The sequence below is a fragment of the Streptomyces sp. NPDC056128 genome, assembly GCF_042263835.1.
In the GTDB taxonomy this organism is placed as follows: domain Bacteria; phylum Actinomycetota; class Actinomycetes; order Streptomycetales; family Streptomycetaceae; genus Streptomyces.
The window spans coordinates 97,262-118,809 of sequence record NZ_JBHJVQ010000016.1 but is presented as its reverse complement, the minus strand read 5'-3'; the positions used below and the strand labels follow the sequence as shown (position 1 = coordinate 118,809).

The 21,548-nt window shown below is 73.6% G+C and carries 26 protein-coding genes; 22 read left to right on the top strand and 4 right to left on the bottom strand.

Annotated elements, in window-relative coordinates:
• Positions 1–36: 36 nt before the first annotated feature.
• The 6 genes from ACFC1X_RS26180 (at position 37) to ACFC1X_RS26155 (ending at position 3,608) form a co-directional block, all read left to right on the top strand.
• Positions 37–306, top strand: a complete 270-nt coding sequence (locus tag ACFC1X_RS26180) for an acyl carrier protein (RefSeq protein ID WP_376357499.1) — start codon at positions 37–39, stop codon at positions 304–306.
• 1 nt (position 307) lies between these two features.
• Positions 308–787 (top strand): SRPBCC family protein, encoded by a 480-nt coding sequence (locus ACFC1X_RS26175; RefSeq protein ID WP_376357497.1) that lies wholly within the window; start codon positions 308–310, stop codon positions 785–787.
• 38 nt (positions 788–825) lie between these two features.
• Positions 826–1,161, top strand: coding sequence for a TcmI family type II polyketide cyclase (locus ACFC1X_RS26170; protein WP_122616215.1), 336 nt, complete (start codon positions 826–828; stop codon positions 1,159–1,161).
• A gap of 234 nt (positions 1,162–1,395) precedes the next feature.
• On the top strand, positions 1,396–2,253 hold the full coding sequence (locus tag ACFC1X_RS26165) for a DUF3152 domain-containing protein (RefSeq protein ID WP_376357495.1): 858 nt from the start codon (positions 1,396–1,398) through the stop codon (positions 2,251–2,253).
• A 69-nt stretch (positions 2,254–2,322) separates the two neighbouring features.
• The gene (locus tag ACFC1X_RS26160) at positions 2,323–2,757 is read left to right on the top strand and encodes a PPOX class F420-dependent oxidoreductase (protein WP_376357493.1); all 435 of its coding nucleotides are present in this window, start codon (positions 2,323–2,325) and stop codon (positions 2,755–2,757) included.
• Between the two features lie 104 nt (positions 2,758–2,861).
• Positions 2,862–3,608, top strand: a complete 747-nt coding sequence (locus ACFC1X_RS26155; RefSeq protein ID WP_376357491.1) for a DUF4142 domain-containing protein — start codon at positions 2,862–2,864, stop codon at positions 3,606–3,608.
• Between the two features lie 12 nt (positions 3,609–3,620).
• On the opposite strand, the gene ACFC1X_RS26150 is transcribed toward ACFC1X_RS26155, so the two are convergent.
• Positions 3,621–4,157, bottom strand: coding sequence for a MarR family winged helix-turn-helix transcriptional regulator (locus tag ACFC1X_RS26150; RefSeq protein WP_376357489.1), 537 nt, complete (start codon positions 4,155–4,157; stop codon positions 3,621–3,623).
• 339 nt (positions 4,158–4,496) lie between these two features.
• Between ACFC1X_RS26150 and ACFC1X_RS26145 the strand changes: the two genes are divergently transcribed.
• The 4 genes from ACFC1X_RS26145 to ACFC1X_RS26130 are packed head-to-tail and all read left to right on the top strand — an operon-like array spanning position 4,497 to position 7,259.
• Complete coding sequence (locus tag ACFC1X_RS26145) at positions 4,497–5,069, top strand: hypothetical protein (RefSeq protein ID WP_376357488.1); 573 nt, start codon at positions 4,497–4,499, stop codon at positions 5,067–5,069.
• A 40-nt stretch (positions 5,070–5,109) separates the two neighbouring features.
• The gene (locus tag ACFC1X_RS26140; RefSeq protein WP_376357486.1) at positions 5,110–5,769 is read left to right on the top strand and encodes a TetR/AcrR family transcriptional regulator; all 660 of its coding nucleotides are present in this window, start codon (positions 5,110–5,112) and stop codon (positions 5,767–5,769) included.
• A gap of 55 nt (positions 5,770–5,824) precedes the next feature.
• Positions 5,825–6,478, top strand: coding sequence for an ABC transporter ATP-binding protein (locus ACFC1X_RS26135; RefSeq protein ID WP_376357484.1), 654 nt, complete (start codon positions 5,825–5,827; stop codon positions 6,476–6,478).
• Positions 6,465–7,259 carry a hypothetical protein gene (locus ACFC1X_RS26130; RefSeq protein ID WP_376357482.1) on the top strand — a complete coding sequence of 265 codons (795 nt, stop codon included), beginning with the start codon at positions 6,465–6,467 and terminating at the stop codon, positions 7,257–7,259. Before ACFC1X_RS26135 ends, ACFC1X_RS26130 begins: the two co-directional genes overlap by 14 nt.
• 9 nt (positions 7,260–7,268) lie before the next feature.
• On the opposite strand, the gene ACFC1X_RS26125 is transcribed toward ACFC1X_RS26130, so the two are convergent.
• A complete protein-coding gene (locus ACFC1X_RS26125) occupies positions 7,269–8,357 on the bottom strand; it encodes a Ku protein (RefSeq protein WP_376357480.1) in 1,089 nt (362 codons plus the stop codon).
• A 67-nt stretch (positions 8,358–8,424) separates the two neighbouring features.
• Here ACFC1X_RS26125 and ligD point away from each other — a divergent pair, with 67 nt between their 5' ends.
• Positions 8,425–9,306, top strand: a complete 882-nt coding sequence (gene ligD / locus ACFC1X_RS26120) for a non-homologous end-joining DNA ligase (protein WP_376357478.1) — start codon at positions 8,425–8,427, stop codon at positions 9,304–9,306.
• Positions 9,307–9,350: 44 nt separating this feature from the next.
• Here the strand turns inward: ligD and ACFC1X_RS26115 are convergent, their stop codons facing one another.
• The gene (locus tag ACFC1X_RS26115) at positions 9,351–10,154 is read right to left on the bottom strand and encodes a nuclease-related domain-containing protein (protein ID WP_376357560.1); all 804 of its coding nucleotides are present in this window, start codon (positions 10,152–10,154) and stop codon (positions 9,351–9,353) included.
• Positions 10,155–10,297: 143 nt separating this feature from the next.
• On the opposite strand from ACFC1X_RS26115, the gene ACFC1X_RS26110 reads away from it, so the two are divergent.
• From ACFC1X_RS26110 to ACFC1X_RS26060, 11 genes are all read left to right on the top strand, one after another.
• Positions 10,298–10,777: a dual specificity protein phosphatase family protein gene (locus tag ACFC1X_RS26110; protein WP_376357558.1), complete on the top strand. Its 480-nt coding sequence runs from the start codon at positions 10,298–10,300 to the stop codon at positions 10,775–10,777.
• Between the two features lie 109 nt (positions 10,778–10,886).
• Positions 10,887–11,675, top strand: a complete 789-nt coding sequence (locus ACFC1X_RS26105) for a hypothetical protein (protein WP_376357477.1) — start codon at positions 10,887–10,889, stop codon at positions 11,673–11,675.
• The gene (locus ACFC1X_RS26100) at positions 11,672–12,916 is read left to right on the top strand and encodes an ATP-binding protein (RefSeq protein ID WP_376357475.1); all 1,245 of its coding nucleotides are present in this window, start codon (positions 11,672–11,674) and stop codon (positions 12,914–12,916) included. The genes ACFC1X_RS26105 and ACFC1X_RS26100 overlap by 4 nt, the downstream gene beginning before the upstream one ends.
• 134 nt (positions 12,917–13,050) lie before the next feature.
• A complete protein-coding gene (locus tag ACFC1X_RS26095; RefSeq protein WP_376357473.1) occupies positions 13,051–13,488 on the top strand; it encodes an SH3 domain-containing protein in 438 nt (145 codons plus the stop codon).
• 43 nt (positions 13,489–13,531) lie between these two features.
• Positions 13,532–14,893: an FtsW/RodA/SpoVE family cell cycle protein gene (locus ACFC1X_RS26090; RefSeq protein WP_376357471.1), complete on the top strand. Its 1,362-nt coding sequence runs from the start codon at positions 13,532–13,534 to the stop codon at positions 14,891–14,893.
• Complete coding sequence (locus ACFC1X_RS26085) at positions 14,890–16,347, top strand: penicillin-binding transpeptidase domain-containing protein (protein ID WP_376357470.1); 1,458 nt, start codon at positions 14,890–14,892, stop codon at positions 16,345–16,347. The genes ACFC1X_RS26090 and ACFC1X_RS26085 overlap by 4 nt, the downstream gene beginning before the upstream one ends.
• A gap of 45 nt (positions 16,348–16,392) precedes the next feature.
• A complete protein-coding gene (locus ACFC1X_RS26080; RefSeq protein WP_376357468.1) occupies positions 16,393–16,896 on the top strand; it encodes a DUF3291 domain-containing protein in 504 nt (167 codons plus the stop codon).
• A 135-nt stretch (positions 16,897–17,031) separates the two neighbouring features.
• Positions 17,032–17,970, top strand: a complete 939-nt coding sequence (locus ACFC1X_RS26075; RefSeq protein WP_376357466.1) for a diiron oxygenase — start codon at positions 17,032–17,034, stop codon at positions 17,968–17,970.
• Between the two features lie 62 nt (positions 17,971–18,032).
• A complete protein-coding gene (locus tag ACFC1X_RS26070) occupies positions 18,033–18,686 on the top strand; it encodes a TetR/AcrR family transcriptional regulator (protein WP_352156546.1) in 654 nt (217 codons plus the stop codon).
• A gap of 31 nt (positions 18,687–18,717) precedes the next feature.
• On the top strand, positions 18,718–19,047 hold the full coding sequence (locus tag ACFC1X_RS26065) for a hypothetical protein (RefSeq protein ID WP_376357464.1): 330 nt from the start codon (positions 18,718–18,720) through the stop codon (positions 19,045–19,047).
• 103 nt (positions 19,048–19,150) lie between these two features.
• A complete protein-coding gene (locus ACFC1X_RS26060) occupies positions 19,151–20,314 on the top strand; it encodes an NlpC/P60 family protein (protein WP_376357462.1) in 1,164 nt (387 codons plus the stop codon).
• Here ACFC1X_RS26060 and ACFC1X_RS26055 read toward each other — a convergent pair.
• A complete protein-coding gene (locus ACFC1X_RS26055) occupies positions 20,275–21,540 on the bottom strand; it encodes a styrene monooxygenase/indole monooxygenase family protein (protein ID WP_376357460.1) in 1,266 nt (421 codons plus the stop codon). The genes ACFC1X_RS26060 and ACFC1X_RS26055 overlap by 40 nt on opposite strands.
• Positions 21,541–21,548: the final 8 nt, after the last annotated feature.

Sequence of the window (21,548 nt, the reverse complement as noted above, 5' to 3'; positions counted from 1 at the left end):
GGGCGCGCGCCACCTTGAGTGAAGGAGGACACCCCCATGACCGACCAACTGGCCTACCAGGTGACCGTCGAGGAGCTGGCCGCGCTGATGAAGCGCACCGCCGGCGTGCACGTCGAACCGGAGACCCTGCGCCGGCAGGCCGACGACGGCTTCGACACCTTCGGCCTGGACTCCCTCGGCCTGCTGGGCATCGTGGCCGAGCTGGAGAAGCGGTACGGCCTGGGCCTGCCCGAGCAGGCCGAGCGCTGCAAGACGCCCGCCGATTTCCTCGCGCTGATCAACGGCGCCCTGAAGACGGGAGTGTGACATGGCAGGTCACACCGAGAACGAGATCACCATCGCCGCTCCGATGGAGCTGGTCTGGGACATGACCAACGACATCGACGGCTGGCCCAGGCTGTTCAGCGAGTACGCCTCCGTGGACGTGCTCGAGCGCGACGGCGACCGCGTCACGTTCCGGCTCACCATGCACCCGGACGCGGACGGCAAGGTGTGGAGCTGGGTCTCCGAGCGGGTCGCCGACCCCGTCACCCGCACCGTCCGCGCCCAGCGGGTCGAGACCGGTCCCTTCCAGTACATGAACATCGTCTGGGAGTACGCGGAGACCGCCGAGGGCGTGCTGATGCGCTGGATCCAGGACTTCGCGATGAAGCCGGACGCTCCGGTGGACGACGCCTGGATGACGGACAACATCAACCGCAACTCCCGTACGCAGATGGCGCTGATCCGGGACCGGATCGAGCAGGCGGCGGGCGAGCGGCGGACCGCGTCGGTGCTCGCCGACTGACACCGACCCCGAACGACACCGGCGAAGGGCGTCACCCCATGCACCACACACTGATCGTCGCCCGGATGGCACCCGGCGCGGCCCCGGACATCGCGAAGGTGTTCGCGGAGTCCGACCGCGGCGAGCTGCCGCACCTGGTGGGCGTCAACCGGCGCAGCCTCTTCGAGTTCGGTGACGGTGTGTACCTGCACCTGATCGAGAGCGACGAGGACCCGGCCCCCACGATCGGCCGGCTGACCGGGCATCCGGAGTTCCGCCAGGTCAGCGAGCGGCTGGAGCCGTACGTCTCGGCGTACGACCCGGCGACCTGGCGCGGTCCGAAGGACGCGATGGCGCGCTGCTTCTACCGCTGGGACCGGACCGCCGCGGGCTGACGGTCCGTCCACGCACCGCTACGGGGTCGCCCGGCACCGGCCGGGCGGCCCCGGCGCGCGTGTGACGACACGGCGTACCGATCGGTTGCGGCCGGAGGGCGAACTCCCCTGTGAGAAGACCCACTTGGGGATCTGTGGGTTTTTCGCACAACTTTCCGCTTGGATCTTGTGGGGACACGAGCACACGGGAGTCCACCGTGCGCGCCCCGCGGACCAGCAGAGAGGACGCACGTCGTGGGCCGATCCCCCGCCCGCCGGACCGGCCCCCGCAGAGGCAGGCGCCGCGGATCCGCCCGCGTGGTCCTGGTCCTCCTCGCCCTCGGGGCGGTGCTGGTCACCGCGGGCGCCGCGGTGGCGTACTGGCAGGACACCCGGCCCCCGGTGACGGACGACCAGGTGGCCGACGTGGCCGACGCCCTGGACGCCGCCGGGACGCCCTCCCCCTCGGCCAGCACCTCAGCGTCACCGTCCGCAAGCGCGTCACCGTCGCCCTCGCCCTCTTCCTCGCCCTCCACCATCGCCATTCCGGCGACCGGCCCCGGCACCTTCGTCACCGCGCGGGCCGACGGCACGACCGTGGGCACCGGCAGCCGGGTGCGCCGGTACAAGGTCCTGGTCGAGGAGGGCATCGACGTCCGCCCGAGCGCGGCCGCGGCCGAGATAGCCGACGTGCTCGCCGACCGCCGGGGCTGGACGAGGGACGGGGCCACCTCCTTCCGGCTGGTCAGCACGGGCTCGTACGACTTCGTGGTGAAGATCGCCACGCCGGGCACCGTCGACCGGATCTGCGGCGCGGCTGGCCTGCTCACCCGGGGCGAGGTGAACTGCAGCGTCGGTACGGACGTCGTGGTGAATCTCAAGCGCTGGGTGCTGGGTTCCCCGGAGTTCGACGGCCCGATCCACGAGTACCGGGCGCTGATCGTCAACCACGAGGTCGGCCACCGCATCGGCCACGGCCACGAGACCTGCCCCGGGGCCGGCCGGCCCGCCCCGGCGATGATGCAGCAGATCAAGGGCCTCAAGGGGTGCGTCGCCAACGCCTGGCCCTACGACCGCGACGGCGACTACCTGGGCGGCCCCTCGGTGCCCTGAGCCGCGCGGCCGGGGCGTTCGGCGGACGTTCGCGGGACAGCCCCCGGCGCGGCGGGTGATGATCGGACCATGACCACCACATCGCGCTTCGACCCCCGCGCCCTGCTCGCCCGGAGCCGGCTCGGCGTACTCGCGACGATCAAGTCGGACGGCCGCCCGCAGCTCTCGCCCGTCATGCCCGCCTACGACGCGGAGGCCGACGTCATCCGTGTCTCGACCCGCGACGGGCTGGCCAAGACCGCCAACCTGCGCCGGGACCCGCGGGCCACGCTGGAGGTGACCGCCCCGGACGGCAGGTCCTGGGCCACCGCCGAGGGCGTCGCCACGCTCACCGGTCCTGGCACCGACCCGCACGGACCGGAGGTCGAGGCGCTGGTGGAGTACTACCGCGCCGCCTCGGGGGAACACCCGGACTGGGACGAGTACCGGGCGACGATGGTGGCCGACCGCCGGGTGCTGCTCACCATCACCGTCGAGCGCGTCTACGGGGCCGACATCGGCTGAACCCAAAGTTTGTGCCCGGGGCGCTGATAGATCCGCCCGCCGTTTCCGTACCTCCTGGCGAATCCGTACGAGTGCGAGTCCCTCGCGTCGCCCCTGGAGGCACCATGCGCCTGTCCCGCAGCAGGATCGGAGTCGTCGTCCTGTTCGGTGCGATGACCCTGACCCTCACCGCGCTGGCCTTTCCGGCCATGCTCGGTCTGGACAAGGCCGACGGCAATCAGGACCGGGTCATCGCCAGCACCAAGTTCGGGCCGCTCACCGAGGCCGACCGGGACTTCGTGGTGAAGGTCAGGGCCGCCGGGCTGTGGGAGTACCCGCTGGGCGAGATGGTGCGGGAGCGCGGCACCACGAAGGAGATGAAGACGGCCGGCGAGCACCTGATCGTCGGGCACGCCGGTCTTGACGCGATGTGCCGCGAGATCTCCCCCGAGCTGGGCATCACACTGCCCAACCGGGCCTCGCCGCAGCAGGAGGGCTTCGTGGCGACGGTGGACGCCAAGACCGGCAAGGCATTCGACTCGTCGGCGGTCAACATCATGCGGGTGACGCACGGTCAGATCTTCCCGGCGATCGCCAAGATCCGGGCGTCCACCAAGAACACCCTGGTGCGGCAGCTGGCCGACCTGGCCAACGACACCGTCCTGGACCACATCACGGTGCTGGAGAAGACCGGCATGGTCGAGTACGACGAGGTCACCTTCCAGCAGACCGGCCCGGCGAAGCTGCCGCGGGAGAGGGTGACCCCGCCCCCGCCTCAGCCCGGTGAGCAGGTGCTGGTGCTCAAGCCGCGGCCCGACCTGAACGTGAACACCGCGTCTCCGACGCCCACTCCGTCCCCGGCGGCCCCCTGAGCCCGGCCGGCGTCAGACCTCGCGGGCCACGGCGACGTCCGTCGGCCAGCCCAGCGGATGCGGATGGTCGTCGTCCGTCACCGGTCCGGCGGGCTCGCCGCCCGCCTCGCTGAACGCGGTGAGCGCCTCGACGAGGGCTGCCCGCTGGTGCGGCGCGAGCCGTTCGACGATCGCCGCCACCTCGGCGCGGCGCCGGGCGCTGACGCGCTCGACGGTGCGCCGGCCCGCCTCGGTGAGGGTCAGGAGGGTCTCGCGCCGGTTGCCGGGGTTGGTCTGCCGGTCGGCGAGCCCGGCCGCGATCAGCCGGTCGACCATGCGCATCGCGGTCGACGGGGCGACCTGGAGGTGGTCGGCGAGCCCGACCAGCTTGGTGGCGCCCCGGGTGAACAGCACCATCAGCATCCGGAACTGGGGCAGCGTCACCCGCTCCTCCACCTCGGCGAGCGACCGCGCGGAGACCGCCACCAGCAGTCGCGACGCGGCCAGTACGGCCCTGGTGACCGCGTCGACGTCGTCCAGGCCCCCGACGGGCATCTCACGCTCCGGCATGGGTCCTTTCTATCGCGCCGAAGTCCCCGCACCCGCACCCGGGAACGGCTCGACGCCTTTGCGCGTTCATGGGTTGGCGGTCGACGGAGACCGCCGCCCATGACCACCCGGCCCCGGATCCGGCGGCGGGCGGGACCGTGCGGCCGGAGACCCTGGTGATCTTATTTTGCACTGTGCAATGATCCGACGGGGGCCGGTCCGCGGCCGCGTGCCGTACGGCGCCCGGGAGTGACACCGACACGGTGCTGCGGCACAGGACGGCACACCGGCCGCCGGCGGGCCCCCACCCCGCTCCCGCCCGGCCCGTCCGGGGCCGAACGAGAGAGGAAGAGCGGGACGATGACCGCTTCGGGGCCGGACCGCGGCGCCACACCGGGTGAGCCGGACGAGCCGGGCGGCACGCCGCCCGTGCCGGAGCACGTGTGGCGGCTCTTCCTGGAGGACGACGAGCGCGCCATCCGCGCCTCCGCGCCCAGGGAGCCCTCCGCGCGCGACCGGACCCCGGGCTGGCGGCCCGGCCCGCCGGCCACCGGCCCGTCCGGGCACCCGGACACCCGGCCCGTCCCCGCCGCCGGCACGGTCGGTGAGCCGTGGCGCCCGGAGGACCCGTGGACCGGCCCCGGCTGGCGTGACCTGGACCGCCGGGCCCGGCTGCGGCGGATCGGCCGGGTGATCGGCACGGCGACCGCGGTCGCCCTCGCCCTGACCGCGTGGTCGCAGCTGTCCACCGGCCCGGGCGCCCCGGGCGGCGAACCGGCCGACACGATCGGGCGGCGCCTGGACGAGAGCCCCGCCCTGCCCACCCTGGCCTCCCTCGCACCGACGGAGTCCGGCACCGCGAGCCCCGCGGCCTTCGAGCCCGCGCCGTCCGCGATACCCCGGGCCTCGGCCTCTCCCTGGACCATCGACTGAGCACTTGTTCAGCGCTGAACGCTTGTTTAGTATGTTGTACATGCGTTCAATCACGGCGGACCGGATCCCGGAGGACCGGACCACGCGGGCCCTCATCCGCGACGAGGCGCTCACCCTGTTCGCCGCGCACGGACCCGACTCGGTGACCGTGCGGCAGATCGCGGCGGCCGCCGGGGTGTCACCCGGCCTCGTGGTGCACCACTTCGGCTCGAAGGACGGACTGCGCCAGGAGATCGACCGCCATGTCGTGACCGCCTTCGAGGCGGTCCTCGGCGAACTCACCGGCGAGGACGGCACCGAGCCCCTCGGCGCATCCACCCCGGGAGCCTCCCTGAGCACGGCGTTCACCCGCCACTTCCCGGCCGACTCCCCCCTGCCCGGCTACCTGCGCCGTCTGCTGCTGACCGACACGGAGGCGGGCCGGCTGCTGTTCGGCCGCCTCTACGAGCTGAGCCGCACCGCCCTGGCCGGGCTGGCGGCGGCCGGGGTGGCCGTGCCGGGCCGGGACCCGGCGGTCCGCGCCGCCGTACTGCTCGCCAACGACCTGGCCGTGTTCCTGCTGCGCGACCGCATCGGCGAGGTCCTGGGCACCGACCCCCTGTCCGCCGACGGAATGGCCCGCTGGGCCCCCGAGGTGCTCGGCATCTACGCCGGCGGACTGAACGCGCCGCCTCCCCGGGAGGCACCCCCGCACACCTAGGAAGCCCCGCAGTCCAGGAGGGCCGAAAGGCCCGGGAAGGCCACGGTGACCGCCCATGCCGACCGCACCCGACCCCGCCCCCGTGCTCATCGCCCGCGACCTGCACAAGGCGTACGGCACCCACCGCGTCCTGCGCGGCGCCGACCTCGACGTCGCCCCCGGGCAACTGGTCGCCGTCGTCGGTGAGAACGGCGCCGGGAAGTCCACCCTCCTCAAGGCACTGGCCGGCACGCTGGCCCTGGACCGCGGCGAGGTCTCGCTGACCGGGACGCTCGGCTACTGCCCCCAGGAACCGGTGCTCAGCGGCAGCCTGACGGTCGGACAGCACCTGGACTACTTCGCCGCCGCGCACCGCCTGCCCTCCCTGGACCGCGGCCGGGAACTCGTCCGCGCCCTGGGCTACGAACGCTACGAGGGCACGCCCGCCGGTGAACTGTCCGGCGGGACCCGGCAGAAGCTCAACCTCACCCTGGCCCTGCTGCACGACCCGGAGGTGCTGCTCCTCGACGAGCCGTACCAGGGCTTCGACTGGGAGACGTACCTGCGCTTCTGGGACCTGGTGACGGACCTGCGCGCCCGCGGCAAGGCCGTCGTGGTCATCACCCATCTCGTCTTCGAGCAGGACCGCTTCGACCTGCTGGCCGACCTGGCCGACGGCCGTCTCACCGCGCGGACGGCCGGAAGGGAGCCCCGCCATGCCGACGCCTGAACCGGCCACCCACCCGGGACCGCGGTACGGACAGTTCCCCACCGCCCTGCGCTTCTCGGTGCGCGACCAGACCCGCAACCGGCTCGCCGGGCTGCTGCTCGGGGTCTTCGTGCCCCTCTGGTACCTGGTCATGACCGCGATGGCGGGCGGGGAGCCGCTGGAGTTCAAGCTGTACGCCACCGGCGAGGTCCTGCGCGTCGACGCCGGCCACCTCACCCTGATCACGGCCGGGCTCAACTGCGTCACGATGATCGCCGGGTTCGTCGTCTTCGACGCGGTGCGCAAGTCGCTCGCGTTCGACCGGCGGCTCGTCTTCGCCGGGTTCAGGCAGTCCACCCTCATCGGGGCCAAGTCACTCGCCGTGGCCGCCGTCGCCACCGGCATCGCCCTCTACACCGCGCTGGCGGCCCTGCTCTTCTGGCGACCGACGGTGGGCGCCTGGTTCGGCCTGCTCGCCGGGTTCACCGTCATCGCGCTCACCTACGGCGCCCTCGGACTGCTCCTCGGGGTGCTGGTGAAGCGGGACCTGGAGGGCTTCTTCCTGATCATCATGGGCGGGCTGATGGACACGTTCCTGCAGAACCCGCTGGGCAACCCGCTCGCCAACGAGCCGATCCTGCAGTGGTTCCCGTCCTTCGGCCCCATGCAGTTCGCGGCCGGCGACGCCTTCGCGGACACCGCCCTGTGGGGGCACCTCGGGCTCGGCCTCGCCTGGGCGGCCGGTTTCAGCGCGGTGGGGCTGGTCATCTTCCGGTTCCGGACCCGCGACCGCACCCGCTGACCGGCGGCGTCAGGCGCTGCGCTTGCGGGACGCCGTCTTCTTGGCCGTGGTCTTGGCGGTGCTCTTGGCGGCCGCGCTCCTGCCGGCGGTCTTCTTGGCGGTGCTCCCGGCCGTCGCCTTCCTGGCCGGCTGGGCGGACTTCGCCGTGGACTTCCCGGCGGCGGCCGTCGACTTCTTGGGGGCCGCCTTCTTCGCCGCCGTCTTCTTCGCCGCCGCGGACGTCGACTTCTTGCCGCCGGTCTCCTTGGGGGCCCGCCGGGACGACTTCTTGGCCTGGGGCAGGGGCCGGACCTCGGCCTCCTCCGCCCGGCCCTCGTCGCCGCCCCGGGACTCCCGCGCCGCCCGCACGCTGCTCTCCAGCGCGGCCATCAGGTCCAGCACCTTCCCGGGCTTCTCCTCCTCGCGGGCCTCGGGCGGGGCCTCGCCGGCCGACTTGGCGGCGATGACCTCCTCCAGGGCCTCCTGGTACTCGTCGTGCAGGTCGTCCAGGTCGATCTCGCCGAGCGTGTCCATGAGGGCGTCCGCGAGGTCCAGCTCCTGGTCGCGGACGGTGACACCGGAGTCCGGGGCGACGCCCTCGGGGGCGCGCACCTCGTCCGGCCAGAGCAGACCGTGCATGGCGATGGCGTCGCCGACGACCCGGAGCATGCCGAGGCGTTCCCGGCCGCGCAGCGCGAACTTGGCGATGGCGACCCGGTTGCTGCGCTTGAGCGCCTCGCGCAGCAGCGTATAGGGCTTGGCGGCGGGGGCGCCGCTCGCCGCGAGGTAGTACGCGGAGCCCATCTGGAGCGGGTCGATGCGCTCCTCGGGCACGAAGGCGACGATCTCGATCGTCCGCGCGGTCGGGATGGGCAGGTGGGACAGGTCGTCGTCGGTGATCGGGATCATCGAGCCGTCGGCGTCCTCGTACGCCTTGCCGATCTCGGCCTGGGTGACCTCGCGGTCCTCCAGCTCGCAGACCTTGCGGTAGCGGATCCGGCCGCCGTCCTCGGTGTGGATCTGGCGGAAGGAGACCGAGTGGCTCTCGGTGGCGTTCACCAGCTTGATCGGGATGCTGACCAGGCCGAAGGAGATGGCGCCGTTCCAGATCGATCGCACGTGCAGCACCTTTCCGGTCGGGCGGTTCGTCGGGCGTTTTGTCCGTGTTCCGTGCGATTCTCATGGTATGGCGCCTATCACGGAGGTGGAGGGGCGGCGGGTGGCCCTCAGCAATCTGGAGAAGGTGCTGTATCCCGCGTCCGGCTTCACCAAGGGCGAGCTGCTGCACTACTACGCGACGACCGCCGGGGTGCTGCTGCCGCATCTGCGGGACCGCGCGGTCTCCTTCCTGCGGTATCCGGACGGTCCGGACGGCCAGCTGTTCTTCACCAAGAACGTGCCGCCGGGTACGCCCGACTGGGTCACCACCGCCGAGGTCCCCCGCTCGGAGGGGCCCGCCCGGATGGTGCTGGTGCAGGACCTGCCGAGCCTGATGTGGGCGGCGAACCTGGTGACCGAGTTCCACACCCACCAGTGGACCGCCGACGACCCCGGCGAGGCCGACCGGCTGGTGTTCGACCTCGACCCCGGTCCGCCCGCGACGGTGGTGCACTGCTGCGAGGTCGCGGGGTGGCTGCGGGAGCGGCTGGCGGCGGACGGGATCGAGGCGTACGCCAAGACGTCGGGGGCCAAGGGGCTGCATCTGCTGGCGGGGGTGCGGGGGGCGTCCTCGGAGCGGGTGTCGGAGTACGCGAAGGCGCTCGCCGTGGAGGCCGAGCGGGCCCTGCCCCGGCTGGTGGTGCACCGGATGACGCGCAGCCTGCGGCCGGGGAAGGTGTTCGTGGACTGGAGCCAGAACGCCGCCCGCAAGACGACGGCCGCCCCGTACACGGTGCGGGCCCGCCCCGACCCCGCGGTCTCCACGCCGGTGACGTGGGACGAGGTGGCGGGCTGCCGGCGGGCGGAGGAGTTCGTGTTCCGGGCGGAGGACGTCGGGCCGCGGGTGCGGGACCACGGCGACCTGCTGGCGCCGCTGCTCGACCGGCGCCGGGCGGCGGCCCTGCCGTAGGCCCTGGGCCACCGGCACGATCCGAACGATCCGAACGGCGCCCCCTAGAGGCGCGTCCAGGTGGCGCGGTCGCGGGCCATGGAGTGCAGGGCCTCGACGTCCGCCGGTTTGAGCACCCCGCCCCGGCGGGCCAGGTCGGGCAGCTCGCGGTCGGTGAGGACACGGACCGCGCGCGGTGGCGCCGGGACGGTCACGTGGGCCGGGTCGACGAGGACGAGGACGGCGCGGACCTCGGCCGTCAGCGCGTAGGAGGCCCGGTCGGCGTCGGCGCGGACCCTGCGCAGCAGAGGACGCGGTTCCCGGCGGCCCAGCGCGACCAGGGGGTCGCCGACGTGCACCCGCTGCCTGCGGGCGGGCAGCACGTGCAGCGCGAAGAGCCCGCCGGGGCCGATCAGCAGGTGGTGGACGCGGTCGCCGCCGGGCAGCGGCACGGAGTGCAGGGTGTGCCAGCCGGCGCCGTCGAGGCGGTCGAGGGCCGTCCCCGTCGCGTGCTCGGCCGCCAGGGCGCGGCGGCGCGGGTCGGGGCGCAGCCGGTGCGCGGGCCCGGGGTCGCGCTCCAGGGCGATCAGCAGCGCCTCGCCGGGCCGGTTGGGGGCGAGGTCGTCGTCCGGGTGGAGGGAGAGCCGGGCCAGTTGGGCCGGGGTCGGGACCGGGGGCGGGCCGACGGCGACCGGGCCGGTGAGGAAGGGGCCCAGCGCCTGGAGGACCTCGTCCCGCCGGTCGTCGCTCAGCAGGTTGACGCGGGCCGCCTCACGGTCGTACCAGGCGACGTTCCCGCCGTCCGGGAGGCAGACGTAGAGGCGGTCCTGACCGTGCCGCCGGGCCGGTACGACGCGCAGTCCGTCCATCCACACCACCCCCTTCACCATGGGACCAGGCGGGGTGCTGCGGGGCAAGAACCCGGCTACCTTGGGGAGGAGTTGGCAGACCCCCGAGAGCCCCGGGCCGGAATGGGGAGGCGCTGTTGCGTACCCGCGGGATGGGATCCGACGTGCCGGCGCCGGGCCGGGCGTGGGACGAGGTCGTGCCGGGGCTCTGGATGGGCGGGCACGAGTTCCGGCGGCCGGGCGGGCGGGTGGAGTTCGCCGTGGTGCGGGACGAGTTCGATCTCGTACAGACGCTGCTGCGGCTGCCCGGGCACGGGCCGGCCGAGGGCGTCGAGCACCACGTGTGGCCGATCCCGGACGGGCCGCTGGACGGGACGCAGCTCGCCGGGGTGATGCGGCTGGCGGAGGCCGCGAGCGAGGCGCTGGACGGGGGCGGCAAGGTCCTCGTCCGCTGTCGTCACGGGTACAACCGCTCCGGGCTGGTCGTCGCGCACACGCTGATGCGCCGGGGCAGCGGCGCCGACGAGGCGGTCCGGCTGATCCGGGCCCGGCGTTCGCCGTGGGCGCTGCACAACGAGCTGTTCGTGGCGTATCTGCGGGCCGGACTGGCCACCGCGCGGCTGCTGGAGGACCTGGCCGAGTAGCCCGGCACACCCGGACGCACGCAAAATGGCCTTCCGTACCGAGAGGCGTACGGTGCCGCCCACAGCCGTGCGGGACCGTCGGCGCCGCTCACCGAACCCCAGGAGTGCAGTGCTCCCGATCCGCCGTGGGCGTCCCGCCCGCGTTCCCGCCGTCGTCGCGCTGCTCCTGGTGACCGCGGCGGCCGGTGCGCTGGCGGCATGCGGCGACTCGGGCGGGCTGCGGAGCGCGGGCGCGACCCCGGCGGCGCGGAGCCCGGCCCGGCTCTGGCCCGACCTGACCCCCGCGTCGAGTCCCGCGTACGACATCGGCGAGGTGGACAACGAGGTCGTCAAGGGCGTGCGGGTCCCCGCCGGCGGCATCCGCGAGGTGGACCCGGTGGCCGTCGTGCGGGAGGAGATCGCCGCGCACCCGGACGACTACGCGGGCGCCAAGGCGCGCTACCACGAGACGTCCGTCCGGATGGCGGACTGCGGTGCGGACGGCACCGCCGGTGACCGCGCGGGGTGCCCGGTGCTCCGGCCGTACTACCGCGACCTGACGGGTGACGGGCGCCCCGAGATGACGCTGGGCTTCCGGCTGCTGCCCGCGAAGCTGACCGCCGTGCGCGTCTACACCGTCGAGAAGGGGCGGCTCGTGCGGGTCATGTCCTACGACGACGCGGTGAGCGAGGTCGAGCTGGCCGGGCGGACGGTGATCGTCCGCTCGCCCTCGGAGGTCGCGGGCTACGAGTACCGCCTCCAGTGGACCTGGGACGCCGACCAGCGGGCCATGCTGCTCACCAGCGACGAGATGCTGCGCACCGACGACGGCGGCCTGCACACCGAGCGCCCGTCGCCGCGGCCCTCCGGGTCGCCGTCCCCGTCGCCGTCCGCGTCGCCCACGGCGAGCGCCCGGTGAGGCTCGCGCTCCCCCGGTGGGCCGGTCCGCTGGCGGTGAAGGCGGCCGTCTTCATCACCGTGATGTGCTGCGCGCTCGCCGCGCTGCTCGGCGTCCTGGTGCACGTCTCGGTCACCAACCAGACCGTCGGCCAGGCCCGTGACGTCGCCCTGACCAGGCTGGGCGAGGCGACGGAGGCGTACGAGGCCGGGGACCCGCTGCGCCGGGGCGCCGGGCTCGATCCGCCGGGGCTGCCGGCCCGGCTGCGCGAGCTGGCCGTGTCGGGCCGGCGGGGCACGATGGTCGCCGAGTCCGACGGGCGCCCCACGATGTGGGCGGCGGGCCCGGCGGGCGGTGGCCGGGCGCTGGCGGTGCGGGTCGACCACTCGCAGGGCGAGCGCACCATCGACGGCCTGGACGGCGCGATCGTGTGGTCCTCGGCGCTGGCGATCGGGGCGACGCTGCTGGTCGGCGCGTTCGCGGTGACCCGGGTGACGCGCCGGCTGCACGCGACGGCACGGGTGGCGCGGCGGATCAGCGCGGGCGACCTCGACGCGCGGGTCGGCGATCCCCGGGCGCAGGATCCGACGCGTCCGCAGGACGAGGTGGCCTCGGTCGCGGGCGCGCTGGACTCGATGGCCGCCTCGCTCCAGGGCAAGCTGCTGGCCGAGCAGCGGTTCACCGCGGACGTGGCGCACGAGCTGCGCACCCCGCTCACCGGTCTGCACGCGGCGGCCGAGCTGCTGCCGCCGGGGCGCCCCACCGAGCTGGTGCAGGACAGGGTGGCGGCGCTGCGCACGCTCACCGAGGACCTGCTGGAGATCTCCCGGCTGGACAGCGGGCGGGAGCGGCTGGAGGTGGAACCGGAGCCGCTGGGCGAACTGGCGGAGCGGGTGGTGCGCGGCTCGGGCACCGACACGCGGGTGGACGTCGCACGGGACGCGCGGGTGGAGACCGACCGGCGGCGGCTCGAGCGGGTGCTGGGCAACCTGGTCGCGAACGCGCACCGGCACGGCCGGGCGCCGGTGGTGCTGACCGTGGACGGGCCGGTGATCACCGTGCGGGACCACGGGGACGGCTATCCGGACTACCTCCTGGCGCACGGCCCGCAGCGGTTCCGCACCGAGAGCGGCAGCAAGGGGCACGGACTCGGGCTGACGATCGCGCTGGGGCAGGCCGAGGTGCTGGGCGCGCGGCTGGAGTTCACGAACCCGCCGGACGGCGGGGCGCTGGCCGCGCTGACGCTGCCTCAGCAGCCCTGAGCCGGCGGCGGGGCGCGCGGCACACGGTCCGGGCGGCGCGCTCCGATGGCGCAGCGTGACGGGCGGCCGGCACCGGGCGCTCCTAATGTGGCGAACAGTCAGCTGAAAAGCCGTTCGCTCCGGGAGGTACTCCCATGTCCCAGTTCTCCGCACCGTCCTCGCGCTCGCCACTGGCCCGCGGCCTCGCCACCGCCCTCGCGGCCGGCGCGCTCGCCACCGCCGTCGCCGTCACGCCCGCCGCCGCGAACGACGAGTGGGGCGGCGGGGACTCCTCCTCCAGCAGCGGCACCGGCGGGAACGGCGACGACTGGGGCGGCGACGACGGCCGCCGGGAGCAGGGCCGGTACCGGGGCGTGGTCACCACCGACCGGCTCCCCCTGCGCACCTCGCCGTCCCGCGGCAGCGAGGTCATCCGGTACGCCCGCCGCGGCGAGACCGTCCGCATCCACTGCAAGGCCCCCGGCAACCGGGAGCGCGGCAACCCCCTCTGGTACCTCCTGACGGACGGCACCTGGGCCTGGGGAGCCGCCCGCCACATCGACAACATCGGCCCGGCGCCGCGCTGGTGCTGACGCCGACGCCCCCCACACCACACCATTTGGGTAAGTTCCGGACATGACCAAGGCCGGACCCGGAACCGGGATCACCGTGGCACCAGCGGACACGCCCGCTCCCGTCGCCCGGCTCCCCCGGCGCCGGGGCATCGAACTCGCGCTCATCCTCATGGCCGTGCTGCTGTCGGTGTTCGGCTACTGCAACGTCGGACTCGCCCAGCACGGCACCCTCCCGCCCGGCGCCGCCGGTTACGGCGCCGGGCTCGGTGTGCTCGCGCTCCTCGCCCATCTGGCGGTACGGCTGCGCGCCCCCTGGGCGGACCCGCTGCTGCTGCCGATCGGCGTGCTGCTCAACGGGCTCGGCCTGGTGCTGATCTACCGGCTCGACCTGGAGACGCCGGGCGACCGGGCGGCCCCCACCCAGCTGGTGTGGTCGACGCTGGGCGTCGCGCTGTTCATCGTGGTCGTCCTGCTGCTGCGCGACCACCGGGTCCTGGCGCGCTACGCCTACGTCTGCGTCGCCGCCGCGCTCGCCCTGCTCACCGTGCCGATCTTCTTCCCGGCGGTGAACGGCGCCCGCATCTGGATCCGGATCGAGGGCTTCTCCATCCAGCCCGGCGAGTTCGCCAAGGTGCTGCTCGCGGTGTTCTTCGCCGCCTACCTGGCCGCGAACCGCAGCGCGCTGGCGTACGCGGGCCGCCGCGTGTGGCGGCTGCAACTGCCCACCGGCCGCGTCCTCGGCCCGATCCTCGCCGTGTGGCTGGTCAGCGTCGGGGTCCTGGTCCTGGAGCGCGACCTCGGCACCTCGCTGCTGTTCTTCGGCCTGTTCGTGGTCCTTCTCTACGTCGCCACCGGCCGCACCGGCTGGATCGCCGTCGGCCTGCTGCTGGCCTCGCTGGGCGCGGTCGCCGTGGGCTGGCTGGAGCCGCACGTGCACAACAGGGTGGAAGACTGGCTGCATCCCTTCGCGTCCATCGAGGCGGGCGACGGGCCCAACCAGCTGGCGCAGTCCCTCTTCGCCTTCGCGGCGGGCGGGGTGACCGGCACGGGCCTTGGCCTCGGGGACTCCATTCTGATCGGCTTCGCCGTCAAGTCCGACTTCATCCTCGCGACCGCCGGGGAGGAGCTGGGCTTCCTCGGACTGACCGCCGTCTTCCTGCTGTACGGGCTGCTGGTGGAGCGCGGCTACCGGGCGGGCCTCGCCGCGCGCGACCCCTTCGGCCGGCTGCTCGCGGTCGGCCTCTCCTCGATCGTGGCGCTCCAGGTGTTCGTCATCGCGGGCGGCGTGACCGGGCTGATCCCGCTGACCGGCATGGCGATGCCGTTCCTGGCCCAGGGCGGATCCTCGGTCGTCACCAACTGGGCGATCGTGGCGCTGCTGATCCGGCTCAGCCACGCGGCCCGGCGCGGGACGCCCTCGTGACCCGGCACATCCGGCACGCGGCCGTCTTCTGCGCCCTGCTGCTGGTCGCGCTGGTGGTGAACGCGGCCCGGGTGCAGATCGTCCAGGCCCCGGAGTACGACGGCAACCCGGCCAACCGACGCCCCGACATCGCCCGCTACAAGCAGCCGCGCGGCGACATCCTGGTCGGCGGCGAGGCGGTGACGGGGTCCCGGGACACCGGGCAGCACCTGCGCTACGAACGGACCTACGCGAACGGGCCGATGTACGCGCCGGTCACCGGCTTCGCCTCGCAGGCGTACGGGACGAGCCTGCTGGAGCACGCGGAGGACGGCCTGCTGTCCGGCGCCGACCCGATGCTCGCGCCGCTCCCGCTGTGGAACGACGTCACGGGCGCGCACAACCCGGGCGGCGACGTCGTGACGACGATCGACGGGGCCGCGCAGCGGGCGGCGTTCGAGGGCCTCGGCCGGCGCACGGGCGCGGTGGCCGCGATCGAACCGGCCACGGGCCGCATCCTGGCGCTGGTCTCCACCCCCTCCTACGACCCCCAGCTGCTGTCCGGCAACAGCGCGGCCGCCAACCGGACCTGGGACCGGCTGAACGGCGACCCGGACAAGCCGATGCTCAACCGGGCGGTGCGCCGGACCTATCCGCCCGGTTCGACCTTCAAGGTGGTCACCGCGGCGGCGGCGCTGGACGCGGGCGTGATCCGGGACCTGGACGAGCCGACCCGCTCCCCCGACCCGTACACCCTTCCCGGCACCCGCACCCGGCTGACCAACGAGGCCGACGGCTGCCGGAACGCCTCGCTGCGGGAGGCGTTCGAGTGGTCCTGCAACACGGTGTTCGCCAAGCTCGGCGTGGACGTGGGGGTGACGGACATGACCGCCATGGCGGAGGCGTTCGGCTTCAACGACGACGCGGTGCGGATCCCGTTCGCCGTCTCGCGCTCCACCTTCGACACCTCGGTGGACCGGGCGCAGCTCGGGCTGGCGTCGATCGGGCAGTACAACACCCGGGCCACCCCGCTCCAGATGGCGATGGTGGCGGCGGCCGTGGCGGGCGGCGGTCAGGTGCGCTCGCCGTACCTGGTGGAGCGGACCCTGCGGGCGGGCGGCAGCCTGGTGGCGACGGCCGGGTCCCGGCCCTCGCGCGAGGTGATGCGGCCGTCGACGGCGGCGCGGCTCAAGGAGCTGATGACCGGCGTGGTGGAGAGCGGCACCGGGGCGAACGCCGCGATCCGCGGGGCCACCGTCGGCGGCAAGACCGGCACGGCCCAGCACGGCGTCGGCAACTCGGGGACGCCGTACGCCTGGTTCGTCTCCTGGGCCCAGCGCGACGGCGACGTGGAGCCGAAGGTCGCGGTCGCCGTGGTGGTCGAGGGCACCGCGGCGGATCGTGAGCGCATCAGCGGGGGCGGACTGGCGGCACCGATCGCCCGGTCGGTGATGGAGGCGGTGCTCACCGGGTGAGACGCGGGGTACCGCACGACCGGGCACCGACTTATCGTCCGGTCCATGACCGACACCAGGTACGAACTCGCCCAGGTCAACATCTCGCGTCTCAAGGCTCCCCTGGACTCCCCGCAGTTGAAGGACTTCGTCGACGCCCTCGAGCCGGTGAACGCCACCGCCGACGCGGCGGACGGGTTCGTGTGGCGGCTGCAGAGCGACTCGGGCAACGCGACGGACGTGGCCGTGTTCGGCGACGACTGGCTCATCGTCAACATGTCGGTGTGGCGGGACGCGAACGCCCTGACCGCGTTCATGTACCAGGGGCGCCACCGCGAGCTGCTGGGGCGCCGCCGGGAGTGGTTCGAGAAGCTCGCTGAGGCGGTCACGGCACTGTGGTGGGTCCCGGCCGGGCACCGGCCCACGGTCGCGGAGGCGGAGTCCCGGCTGCTGCACCTGCGGACCCACGGCCCGACACCGTACGCCTTCACGCTGCGGACCTCCTTCCCGGCGGGGGCGACGGCGCCGGAGACGGGCCAGGTGCCGGAGGGTCTGGGCTGCTCGCTCTAGCGGCCTGAGCGCCACTCACTTCTTTACTCGCGGTCAACAAGTCGTGCGCGGGGGATTGACGAGCTTGCTGACACGCAGTCTCATAAGACGAGTCAGTCAGAGTGACCGCGGGTAACACGACTAGGTGGGACAGCCATGACGACCCTGACGGAAGCCGACGCGCTCGACGGTCTGCGCGACGCGCTCGGCCTGCTCAAGGACCGCGAGCAGGTGGCCGAACGGCTGCTCGACTCGTCCGCCAAGCACTCCTTCGACCCGGACAAGGAGCTGGACTGGGAGGCGCCGTTCGAGGACGGCAAGTGGTTCTGGCCGCCGGAGCTGGTGTCGCTGTACGACACCCCGATGTGGAAGCGGATGAGCGAGGAGCAGCGCATCGTGCTCTCCCAGCACGAGGCCGCCGCGCTCGCCTCTCTCGGCATCTGGTTCGAGCTGATCCTCATGCAGCTGCTGGTGCGGCACATCTACGACAAGGCGGCGACGAGCGCGCACGTGCGCTACGCGCTGACCGAGATCGAGGACGAGTGCCGGCACTCCAAGATGTTCGCCCGGCTGATCACCCGCGGCGAGACGCCCTGGTACCCGGTGAGCCCCGCCCACCAGCACCTCGGCCGCCTCTTCAAGACGATCTCCACCACGCCCGGCTCCTTCACCGCCACGCTGCTCGGCGAGGAGGTCCTGGACTGGATGCAGCGGCTGACCTTCCCCGACGAGCGGGTCCAGCCGCTGGTCCGGGGCGTCACCCGCATCCACGTCGTGGAGGAGGCCCGGCACGTGCGCTACGCCCGTGAGGAGCTGCGCCGCCAGATGGTGACGGCCCCGAAGTGGTCGCAGGAGTTCACCCGGATCACCTCCGGCGAGTTCGCCCGCGTCTTCTCCGTCGCCTTCGTCAACCCGGAGGTCTACACGAACGTGGGCCTCGACAAGCGCGAGGCGCTGGCGCAGGTCAAAGCCAGCGGCCACCGCCGAGAGATCATGCAGACCGGCGCGAAGCGCCTCACCGACTTCCTGGACGACATCGGGGTGCTGCGGGGGGTCGGCCGGCGGCTGTGGAGGTCGTCGGGGCTGCTGGCCTAGCGGGGCCGGTACCGGCCGCTCACGTGCGGGGTGGCGGGGAGGTGCGGGTTACGCTGCGGTTCATGACCCCGCAGGCTCCCACCCCCGCCTACCGCCGGCTCAGCGTCGAGGAACGCCGCGTCCAGCTGCTCGACGCGGCGCTCGCCCTCTTCGCGCACCGGCCCCCGGAGGAGGTCTCCCTCGACGACGTGGCCGAGCAGGCCGGGGTCTCGCGGCCGCTGGTGTACCGGTACTTCCCGGGCGGCAAGCAGCAGCTGTACGAGGCCGCGCTGCGGTCGGCCGCCGACGAGCTGCGGCTCTGCTTCGACGAGCCCCGCGAGGGACCGCTGCTGGCCCGGCTGACCCGGGCCCTGGACCGCTACCTCACCTTCGTCGACCAGCACGACACCGGATTCAGCGCGCTGCTGCGCGGCGGCAGCGTGGCGGAGACCTCCCGGACCTCCTCCATCGTGGACGGGGTGCGCCGGGCCGCCGCCGAGCACATCATGAGCCACCTGGACGTGGCCGAGCCCGGCCCCCGGCTGCGGATGACCGTCCGGATGTGGATCACGGCGGTGGAGGCGGCCTCGCTGATCTGGCTGGACGAGGAGAAGCAGCCGCCCCTCGACGAGCTGCGGGACTGGCTCGTGGAGCAGTTCCTCGCCGTGCTGACGGTCACCGCCCGCCGCGACCCGCAGACCTCGGCGCTGGTCGAGGCGCTGGCGGCGGACATCTGACACCGCCGCGCGGATCGCTGACACTGGTGCCGTGAAGAGCGAAGACACCCCCTTCGAGGGCGGCCCGATGGACGGGCGGGTGCTGCCCGTCCTGGTCGGCATGACCGGGCACCCGCCGAAGACGTACCGCATCCCCGTACCGGACCCGGACGGCGGGCCGCCCACGGTGCTCGTCTACCGGCGCGTGCCCCGCGACGGACGCGGCGGACTCGGGTTCGCCCGCTGGAAGTACGCGTACGACCCCGAGGGCAGGCTCGGCTCCGGCCGGAAGTGGCCCTGGTCCAAGCCGGACGCGAAGAGCGGGCCGGGCGCCGATCCAGACACCACGCCGGGCGGCAAGCCGGACGACGCCGACGGGTGACCCCGTTGCGCCGAACCGCCCACACTCGGCGCGCGGAACCCACGGGCCCGTCACAGGCTCGCGGTACGGAGCGGACCCGCCGCCCCGTACCGGAGGTGATGACGTGTCAGGAAGGCTTCTGCGCCTGGTGTGTACGGCGGCGATGGCGGCCGGGATCGCCCTGGCGCCCGGACCCGCCGCGGCCGAGCCCGAACCCGGCGGGACCGGCGGCGACCGCCCCCTGTCAGAGCTGCTGACGGACCTTCAGGAGCTGTACCGGGAGGCGGAGAAGGCCACCGAGACCTACAACGGCACCGAGGTCCGGCTGACCCGGCAGCGGGCCGAGGTGCGGCGGCTGGACGCCGAACTGGCCCGGACCCGGCACTCGCTGAGCGACAGCCGGGGCGCGGCCGGGCGGCTGGCCCGGCAGCAGTACCAGAACAGCAGCAACCTCTCCCCCTATCTGCGGCTGCTGCTGGCCCGCGATCCGCAGCACGCGCTCGACCAGGGGCATGTGATCGGGCAGCTGGCCCGGGAACGCGCCGAGACGGTCGGCCGCCTGACCGGCGACACGAAGAAGGCCGACGAGCTGGCCCGCCGGGCCCGCGAGGCCCTGGACGCGCAACGCTCCCTCGCCGTACGCCAGGTGAGCGAGCGGGACGACGTACGCGACCGGCTGCACGCCGTCGAGGAACTGCTCGCCTCGCTCACCCCCGAGGAGCTGGCCGCGCTGGCGGAGTTCGAGCGGAGCGGGATCGCCGACGCGCAGGAGCGGTTCATGGCGTCCGGCGCGCTCGGCGACGACGCCAAGCCGTCGGGGGCGGGCGACCGGGCGGTGCGCTTCGCGGTGGAGCAGCTCGGCAAGCCGTACGAGTGGGGCGCCGAGGGCCCGGCGTCGTACGACTGCTCGGGGCTGACCTCGGTGGCCTGGGACCGGGCCGGGACGGCGATCCCCCGGACCAGCCAGGAGCAGTGGGCCCGGCTGGACCGCGTGCCGCTCGGCGAACTGCGGCCGGGTGACCTCGTCGTGTACTTCCCCGAGGCCACCCACGTCGCGATGTACCTCGGCGACGGCATGGTCGTCCAGGCTCCCCGCCCCGGCGCCGACGTCAAGGTCTCCCCGATCGCCGCCAACCCGGTCCTGGGCGCCGTACGCCCCGACCCCGCCGCCGGGCCCCTGCGGCACTACGCGCCTCCGGCCCTCCCCGAGGGGGCGACGGACGGGTCGGACGAGGGGTACGCCGCCCCCTACGCGCCGGCCGGCGCTCCGGAGATCTCGGCCAGGTAGGCCTCGGTCTTCGTCGGCTCGTAGAAGAAGTTCTCGAAGTCGGACGGGTCGTTGAAGCCGTTGGCGAAGCGGTCGGCGGCGGGCTGGAGCTGACCGGCGGCGCCGATGAGGTTCAGGATGTGCTCCGGCGGCGGCGCGAGCATGGCGTTCGTCCACTTGGTGACGTGCTGGGCGGTCTGCCAGTAGCGGTCGAAGGTCTGCCGCATCCACGCCTCGTCGAACTCCCCGTCACCCTGGTCCAGGATCGAGGCGAGGTAGGCGGCCGCGCACTTGGAGGCGGAGTTGGAGCCCTGGCCGGTGATCGGGTCGTTGGCGACGACCACGTCGGCCACGCCGAGCACCAGGCCGCCGCCGGGGAGCCGGCCGATCGGGTTGCGGACGGTGGGGGCGTAGCGGCCGGCCAGCGTGCCGCCGGCGTCGGTCAGCTCGACCTTGGTGGCCCGCGCGTACTCCCACGGCACGAACTTCTCCATGAGCTCCAGGGTCAGGGAGAGGTGCTCGGCCGGGTCCTTGACGTCCTTGAAGGCGTCCAGCGGGCCGCCGGGTATGCCCTCCCAGAACAGGATGTCCGCGCGGCCGGAGGTGGTGAACGTCGGCATGATGAACAGCTCGCCGACCCCGGGGACCAGGTTGCAGCGGACGGCCTCGGTCTCCGGGTGCTCCGGGCGCGGGCCCAGCCCGTGCACGTAGGCCACCGCGAGGGCGCGCTGCGGCTCGCCGTACGGGGAGCGGGAGGCGTCGCGGGCGAACATCTGGACCAGCTCGCCCTTGCCCGCGGAGACCAGCACCAGGTCGTAGGCGCGGGAGAAGTAGTCCAGGTCGCCGACGGCCGCGCCGTGGATGACCAGCTGGCCGCCGCGCTGGGCGAAGGTCTCCATCCAGCCGGCCATCTTCACCCGCTGGTCGACCGACTGCGCGAAGCCGTCGAGCCGGCCCAGCCAGTCGATCGCCCGCTGGGTCGGGCCCGGGTCGTGCGAGCCGGGGGCGGCGACCGAGACGCCGAGTCCCTCGATCTTCGGGGCCTGGGACTCCCAGAAGTTCAGCTGGAGGTCGCGCTCGTGCTGGAGTGCCGTGTGGAACATGCACTGCGTCGACATGACCCGGCCGGTGCGGATCTCGTCCGCGGTCCGGTTGGACATCAGGGTGACCTCGTAGCCGTGCGACTGGAGGCCGAGGGCGAGCTGGAGACCGGACTGGCCGGCTCCGACGACGAGTATCTTCCGCATGCGGTTTC

Excerpts from the sequence above, each read along its gene's own strand:
- ACFC1X_RS26180 (WP_376357499.1), top strand. The coding sequence starts at position 37 with ATGACCGACCAACTGGCCTACCAGGTGACCGTCGAGGAGCTGGCCGCG.
- ACFC1X_RS26175 (WP_376357497.1), top strand. The coding sequence starts at position 308 with ATGGCAGGTCACACCGAGAACGAGATCACCATCGCCGCTCCGATGGAG.
- ACFC1X_RS26170 (WP_122616215.1), top strand. The coding sequence starts at position 826 with ATGCACCACACACTGATCGTCGCCCGGATGGCACCCGGCGCGGCCCCG.
- ACFC1X_RS26160 (WP_376357493.1), top strand. The coding sequence starts at position 2,323 with ATGACCACCACATCGCGCTTCGACCCCCGCGCCCTGCTCGCCCGGAGC.
- ACFC1X_RS26155 (WP_376357491.1), top strand. The coding sequence starts at position 2,862 with ATGCGCCTGTCCCGCAGCAGGATCGGAGTCGTCGTCCTGTTCGGTGCG.
- ACFC1X_RS26150 (WP_376357489.1), bottom strand. The coding sequence starts at position 4,157 with ATGCCGGAGCGTGAGATGCCCGTCGGGGGCCTGGACGACGTCGACGCG.
- ACFC1X_RS26145 (WP_376357488.1), top strand. The coding sequence starts at position 4,497 with ATGACCGCTTCGGGGCCGGACCGCGGCGCCACACCGGGTGAGCCGGAC.
- ACFC1X_RS26140 (WP_376357486.1), top strand. The coding sequence starts at position 5,110 with ATGCGTTCAATCACGGCGGACCGGATCCCGGAGGACCGGACCACGCGG.
- ACFC1X_RS26135 (WP_376357484.1), top strand. The coding sequence starts at position 5,825 with ATGCCGACCGCACCCGACCCCGCCCCCGTGCTCATCGCCCGCGACCTG.
- ACFC1X_RS26130 (WP_376357482.1), top strand. The coding sequence starts at position 6,465 with ATGCCGACGCCTGAACCGGCCACCCACCCGGGACCGCGGTACGGACAG.
- ligD (WP_376357478.1), top strand. The coding sequence starts at position 8,425 with ATGGCGCCTATCACGGAGGTGGAGGGGCGGCGGGTGGCCCTCAGCAAT.
- ACFC1X_RS26115 (WP_376357560.1), bottom strand. The coding sequence starts at position 10,154 with ATGGACGGACTGCGCGTCGTACCGGCCCGGCGGCACGGTCAGGACCGC.
- ACFC1X_RS26095 (WP_376357473.1), top strand. The coding sequence starts at position 13,051 with ATGTCCCAGTTCTCCGCACCGTCCTCGCGCTCGCCACTGGCCCGCGGC.
- ACFC1X_RS26090 (WP_376357471.1), top strand. The coding sequence starts at position 13,532 with ATGACCAAGGCCGGACCCGGAACCGGGATCACCGTGGCACCAGCGGAC.
- ACFC1X_RS26080 (WP_376357468.1), top strand. The coding sequence starts at position 16,393 with ATGACCGACACCAGGTACGAACTCGCCCAGGTCAACATCTCGCGTCTC.
- ACFC1X_RS26075 (WP_376357466.1), top strand. The coding sequence starts at position 17,032 with ATGACGACCCTGACGGAAGCCGACGCGCTCGACGGTCTGCGCGACGCG.
- ACFC1X_RS26070 (WP_352156546.1), top strand. The coding sequence starts at position 18,033 with ATGACCCCGCAGGCTCCCACCCCCGCCTACCGCCGGCTCAGCGTCGAG.
- ACFC1X_RS26055 (WP_376357460.1), bottom strand. The coding sequence starts at position 21,540 with ATGCGGAAGATACTCGTCGTCGGAGCCGGCCAGTCCGGTCTCCAGCTC.